The organism is Actinomycetospora callitridis (genome assembly GCF_028737265.1).
Lineage (GTDB): Bacteria > Actinomycetota > Actinomycetes > Mycobacteriales > Pseudonocardiaceae > Actinomycetospora > Actinomycetospora callitridis.
In genome coordinates this window covers 1-1,547 of sequence record NZ_JAQZAK010000024.1, presented here as the reverse complement: position 1 = coordinate 1,547, position 1,547 = coordinate 1, and the positions used below count along the sequence as shown (strand labels likewise).

Genomic DNA, 1,547 nt, shown 5'->3' with positions numbered 1-1,547 from the left:
CTCAGACATCCCATGGGCTGGGGGGTCAAGCGGCGGCGGCGTGCCGGTGGGCCCAGGCGGTGGTTTCGTCGTAGGGGGTTCGGGTCTTGAGGCAGCCGTGCAGGATGCCCACGAGGCGATTGCCGAGTTGGCGTAGTGCGGCGTGGTGGCTGGTGCCGCGGGCGCGGAGTTGGTCGTAGTACGCCCGGGCGCCGGGTGAGGCGCTCAGGGCGCAGAACGCCCACTGGTGGACCGCGTCGCCGAGGCGGCGGTTGCGGGCGTAGCGGGCCAGCACCACGATCCTGCGTCCCGAGGCGCGGGTGATCGGGGAGGTGCCGGCATAGTTTCGCCGAGCTTTGTGATCTTGGTAGCGGTGCGGGTCGTCGCCGAACTCGGCGAGCACGCGGGCGCCCAGTACGGTCCCCAGACCCGGCTGGCTGAGGTAGATCTCAGCGTCCGGGTGCCGGCCAAAACCCTGCGCCACCACCTCCTCCAACGCCGGGATCTGGGCGTTGAGCCCCACGACCAGCTGCACCTGCGAGGCGGCGATGGTGGCGTAGGCCGCCTCGATCGGCGCGGGCTGGCGCAGCGCCGGCGCGCGCAGCGCCGCCTGGATCGCCTCGGTCTTGGCCTCGACCTCGCGGCGCCGGGCCCGCTTGAGGATCGCGGCGATCTTCGAGCGGGACAGCCGCGTGGCGCGGTCCGGGTCGCCGGCGCGCTCGAGGAGTTCGAGCGCGTCGGGGTCGGCGAGCTCGAGCTTGGCCGCGGCCAACGCCTCGAGGGCGGCGGGGAAGTACTCCCGCAGCGCCTGACGCAGCCGCTGCAGATGCCGGGTCCGTTCCCAGATCAGCGACTGGTGGGATCGGGCGACCAGCTTGAGGCCCTCGACCTCCGTGCTGTCCCCGGCGATCGGGCGGTGATGGGCCCGGTCCAGGCGCACGATCTCGGCGAGCACGTGGGCATCACCGGGGTCGGACTTCGCCCCGGAGGTCGAGTGCCGCTCCCGGTAGCGGGCCGCCGAGAGCGGGTTGATCGCGAACACCTGGTAGCCCGCCGCGATCAGCGCGGCCACCCACGGGCCGCGGTCGGTCTCGATCCCGACGATCACCTCCCCCTCGGCCAGTGTTCCGGTATCAGCATCGATCGTGTCCTCGCCGAGGTGCTCGGCCAGCAGCTCGTGCAGGCGGCTCATGCCGGTCATGCCCTCGGGCAGCCGGGCCTTGGCCAGCCGGCGCCCGGTCTCGTCACAGACCTCCACGTCGTGGTGGTCCTCGGCCCAGTCATCGCCCACGAACAGCACCACGCGCCGGCCTCCTGATCGCGCTCACGAGCTTCTCGTTCGGCAGCGCGGAGCAGACCAGCCGCGACCTAATGGTCAAGTGCTCACCGCGCGCCGAAGCCAGCGGCGGGGCACGTCATCCCATCAGCGGTCCACGTCTGCTCACGACCGGCGGGCGCACGATCTGAGCGTAGAGCTGACCATCGCCCTGGCGTCGCGAGTGCTGACCCGCCGGCCGCTACCGCAGCCGAGCCTGGCAGACCCGGCCCAGCGAGCCCCATTAGGCGTC

The 1,547-nt window shown here is 72.2% G+C and carries 1 protein-coding gene; it reads right to left on the bottom strand.

Annotation, left to right across the window (positions count from 1 at the left end):
- Positions 1-25: 25 nt before the first annotated feature.
- Positions 26-1,279, bottom strand: coding sequence for an IS110 family RNA-guided transposase (locus tag PH191_RS29935; protein ID WP_274198281.1), 1,254 nt, complete (start codon positions 1,277-1,279; stop codon positions 26-28).
- Between the last annotated feature and the right edge of the window lie 268 nt (positions 1,280-1,547).